Consider the following 4,413-nt stretch of genomic DNA (forward strand, 5'->3'; position numbering starts at 1 on the left):
ACCGCTGGCGGAGCTGAAGCCGGTGGGGGTTGAGCTGAGTACGGGCTGGATCGGCGGCTAAGTTATGTTGGGGGCAGGCTTCGTTCTACCCCGACCTCACACTGGGTCACTTTAGAACCGCTTCCGCGGCCGCTTACCAGCCCTCCATAGGGACGCCGTGTTCCCTGAGGTAGTCACCGTGTTTTTCGAGATAATTTCTGGTGCCTACCTCAAAATCATCCGGGTCACCCGGCACTTCCGTCGCCTGCATCCGCATCACCTCGATCTCATTGCCAATCTGGTTCGAAATCCAGACCACCACGGTACCGCCGGGCGCCAGGCCAATGGTCAGGAGGTTCCGGGGGCCTGAGCGCACATCAACCTGCGTAACATAGGTTGCGGGCTCCCGCATTCGGTCCAGCAGGTCTTCCGGCACCTGAATGATCTTGGTGTAATATTTCTGCTCCGCGTAGGAAAACCACTTGACCAGAATCAGTTCCGGAAAGGGGTCAGCTCTGCCCCCAGGCCCGGTTGGGCCACGGGCACCCTTCCAGCAGCACCCCACCGTGCCTATCGGCTGGCGCCAGCTCCGCTCCCCCGACTTCTCCAGGAACATATCAGTCACCCACACTTCATAGTGCTGTGGCGCCGCTATCCTGATCATCCAAAGAGTGTCGTCCGCCTTCGACCACGCCGAACAGCCGCTGCCCAACAGGGCGATGGCCATGACTCCCATGGCCAGAATTTTCTGAATCATTAGTCGCCCTCTGTCTGTGGATACACCAGGCGCTCGCCTGAAGGTGCTGGTGCATTGGGATGAAACCCCTGCAACTTCGCAGGCAAGCCCGCCACCATGGTCTCAATAGCGTTGTAGTGCGCCGAGTAATGGATATAGCGCTGGAGCAACAGATGCTCATATTCAGTAGCCAGTGAGGGGGCATCGCTCCCTTGTTCAACTTGCTCTAGAATTTGTTGCAGGATGGGGATCAGTTCCTCTGGCAGGGTATTGTCGGTTTTTTTGGTATCGATATCTTGCAGCGGCACACCGCTATCGGTGGCCAACCGATGCATCAACCTCACGGCCACCTGCGAATACTCCCCCCGCACCTGGCGCAGCATCCGCAACACCAGTTCTACCCGGCCATCCTGGGCCGGGTGCTCGTGGCGCAGGGTGACAATATCCAGCCGGGCTGGCCCTTCCGGGCCCTGGTCTTTCGGCCATGCCTGCAATTGCTCGGATTGCCGTACCGGCAGATTATATGGGCCAATCCAGCCTGCCGCCTCTATCTGTTGCCGCTTGGCCTCCAGGTTATCCCATTGGAGGGTTTGGTCCGGCCTGCTCAGCCGGTCGCGAGGCACCTGTAACCTGAGGCTTAACAGCACATCCTCTCGCTGGCTGTCGCCGTAGCCACCGCCAATATCGGAATGAACGCCCGGCAGGGAAATTTCCCGGAAGTTGGCCGGCAAGCTGCCGTCGCGGCTTCGCAGACTGTTCAGGGCAAAGTTCCTGCGGTGCTCATGGGCCGCGGTCAGGTGCACCGCCTGGCCCACCTTGCCTGGATCCAGGTACAACTCCACCGGGTGGTTGCGGTTGTTATGGGCCAACGCATCACCAGCAGCGAGGTTAACGATGGCGGCCACGGAGTCGAACAGCCCCACGAAGCGAATTTCTACCGTCTTCGGCCAGAGGATACCGCTGTCAGCCAGCATCTGGGCCAGCAGACCATTCTCCCCCTGATTTATCTCGTGTGCAGTATGGCGGCCAGCCGCCGCGCCCCGGCTGAAGCCGAACAGGTCCAACGTAAGTTTGTCGATGGGTTTGTCCAGACGGTCGGCGGGCAGGTTCTGCAAGACTTCTTTCACCCGCAAGGCCAGTTGCGAGAAAGCATAGTCCACCTGTGCGATAACGCCGGCCTCCCCCATGCCGGTGGCTGCGCTATACATCACATCATCCTCGCCAGTCTTGGTGCCAGCCCCAGGAGCATAAATTTTACGCCGGTAGGTGCTGGTACCCTCCTCCTCTTTTTCGTCTTCGACGTACAAATCCCAAAGCTTCGCCACATTGCTGGCCGCATTGGCGTAACTGTCGCCCAACATCAGACCCATCCGCCGCTCACACTCTTCCCGGCCGATGGTGTTATTTTCGTAGGGAATCAGGCACTCCTGCTCCAGCTGCTCAACGAAGGCCCGGGTATTGGCGGCGTTGTTCATGGTGCCATCGGTAAACAGGCCCACTTCCAGGTGTATCTTTGGGGCGGGTGCCTGAGAGGAGTCTGCCTTAGCGTCTTCGGTTGCGGATGCTGCAGACATCAACACGGGAGCCACCAGTGCGGAAGCCCCTAAGGGCAGGCTCAGCCGATGGTCATCCACGCTACCTTGAGCCGCCCGCTCCCGGCGCTGACGCTGCCGGTAGTTCATTGAGAACATGTTCACTTCCAGCGACCCGACACCCCAGGATTCGGATTGGCGCAACTGCTCGCAGGTGATGCCACAGTTGTTCAGCTCTGCTACTGCACACTCAATCTCAGATGGAACGTTCAGCCAACTGCCCTCTATCCGCCACTGGCCACCGGCAGGCAGACTGTTGTCTGGCCGCCAGGTCACCATCGGCGAGAAAGGCTTATTCCACTCCGAACAGACCAACATCAACTCGCCGTCTCTGACCGCCCGATGGACAGTTTCCGCTAGGTTCCGTCGGTCACCAGAGCCATACCTGAACAGCGATTGCATGCTTGAACGAAGATGGTTGTCCTGCTCAACCAGGAGGCGGGCCCTGTCGGCAGCAAAAAAAGGAGTTTCAACAAAGGGAATGTCGAGGACCTTCAATTCTGAAGGCCTGACCAGTTTCACAAAGCTCATCGTCAGCGTCCTTGTTGACGGTAGCAAGCAGGTAAAGTTAGCCGGACAATCCTAGCCGATATTGTGTATTTATGACAAAACCGCACCTTACGGTTTTGTCATAAACTTTTTTTCTAAACTGCCACGCCCATGACAGCCAATCGACTATGCCAGATTTTTCCGAGCGCGGGCCACCGCTGCACGTACCTGGTTTGGCGCAGTTCCACCCAGATGATCACGGGCCTGCACGGAACCTTCCAGGGTCAGCACGTCGAACACATCTTCGCCGATCACATCGGAGAACTGTTGAAGTTCCTCCAGCGTCATGTCTGACAGGTCACGACCTTCGGCGACACCGAAAGCAACTGACTTGCCGACAATCTCATGGGCATCACGGAACGGCACGCCTTTCTTGACCAGGTAATCAGCCAGATCCGTGGCGGTGGAGAAGCCCCGCTTGGCGGCTACCCGCATGTTGTCGGCCTTGGCCCTGATGGCCGGGATCATGTCGGCGTAGGCCTTCAGGCAGCCCTTGATGGTATCGACCGTGTCGAACAGCGGCTCTTTGTCTTCCTGATTGTCCTTGTTGTAGGCCAGCGGCTGGCTCTTCATCAGGGTCAGCAGGCTGATCAGATGGCCGTTTACCCGGCCGGTCTTGCCACGCACCAGCTCGGGTACATCCGGGTTTTTCTTCTGGGGCATGATCGAGGAACCGGTGCAGAACCGGTCCGGCAGGTCGATGAAATCGAACTGGGCGGAGGTCCAGAGCACAAGCTCTTCACTGAACCGGGACAGGTGGGTCATCAGCAGCGCGGCGAAACCGCAGAATTCAATGGCGAAATCCCGGTCGGAGACCGAATCCAGGCTGTTTTCAGTGGGCCGGTCAAAGCCCAGCAGTTCGGCGGTCAGATTGCGGTCAATCGGGTAAGTGGTGCCGGCCAGGGCAGCGGCCCCCAGAGGCATCACGTTCACCCGCTTGCGGCAATCCTGCAGACGATCGGCATCGCGCACCAGCATTTCGTACCAGGCCAGCAAATGGTGGCCAAAGGTAACCGGCTGGGCGGTCTGCAGGTGGGTAAAGCCGGGCATAATGGTGTCTGCCTCGCGCTCGGCCAGGTCCAGCAAGCCAGCCTGCAGGCGCGCCAGTTCCTCGGCAATCACGTCGATTTCATCGCGCAGATACAGCCGGATATCGGTGGCCACCTGATCATTCCGGCTGCGGCCGGTATGCAGTTTCTTGCCGGTGATGCCGATGCGATCGGTGAGCCGGGCTTCGATGTTCATGTGCACATCTTCCAGGCTGACGGACCATTCGAAGCGCCCGGCTTCGATGTCTTCCTTCACGCCCTTCAGGCCGTCGATGATCTGGTCGCGCTCGGCGTCCGTCAGCACACCCACCTTCGCCAACATGGTGGCATGGGCGATGGAGCCGGTAATATCATGATGATACAGGCGCTGGTCGAAGCCCACCGAGGCGGTGAAGCGTTCAACAAAGGCATCGGTAGGCTCGCTGAAGCGGCCACCCCAGGGTTTTTCGGAGGATGTGGTCTGGTCAGACTTTTTCTGATCCGTCATGGTCTATCTTTCCTGCTGACA

The 4,413-nt window shown here is 58.9% G+C and carries 3 protein-coding genes; all 3 read right to left on the reverse strand.

The features are described from left to right. Positions 1-133: 133 nt before the first annotated feature. Complete coding sequence (locus B3Y70_RS12020; protein ID WP_121208241.1) at positions 134-736, reverse strand: DUF2931 family protein; 603 nt, start codon at positions 734-736, stop codon at positions 134-136. Next, the gene (locus B3Y70_RS12025; RefSeq protein ID WP_288589875.1) at positions 736-2,625 is read right to left on the reverse strand and encodes a T6SS phospholipase effector Tle1-like catalytic domain-containing protein; all 1,890 of its coding nucleotides are present in this window, start codon (positions 2,623-2,625) and stop codon (positions 736-738) included. Before B3Y70_RS12025 ends, B3Y70_RS12020 begins: the two co-directional genes overlap by 1 nt. Before the next feature lie 357 nt (positions 2,626-2,982). Further along, positions 2,983-4,392, reverse strand: coding sequence for an argininosuccinate lyase (argH, locus tag B3Y70_RS12030; RefSeq protein ID WP_286714578.1), 1,410 nt, complete (start codon positions 4,390-4,392; stop codon positions 2,983-2,985). Positions 4,393-4,413: the final 21 nt, after the last annotated feature.

Source organism: Marinobacter sp. UBA5687 (assembly GCF_002420325.1).
GTDB classification, from domain to species: domain Bacteria; phylum Pseudomonadota; class Gammaproteobacteria; order Pseudomonadales; family Oleiphilaceae; genus Marinobacter; species Marinobacter nauticus.

Bases quoted from the DNA above. Each gene is read 5' to 3' on its own strand.
- B3Y70_RS12020 (WP_121208241.1), bottom strand. From the start codon at position 736: ATGATTCAGAAAATTCTGGCCATGGGAGTCATGGCCATCGCCCTGTTG.
- B3Y70_RS12025 (WP_288589875.1), bottom strand. From the start codon at position 2,625: ATGTTGGTCTGTTCGGAGTGGAATAAGCCTTTCTCGCCGATGGTGACC.
- argH (WP_286714578.1), bottom strand. From the start codon at position 4,392: ATGACGGATCAGAAAAAGTCTGACCAGACCACATCCTCCGAAAAACCC.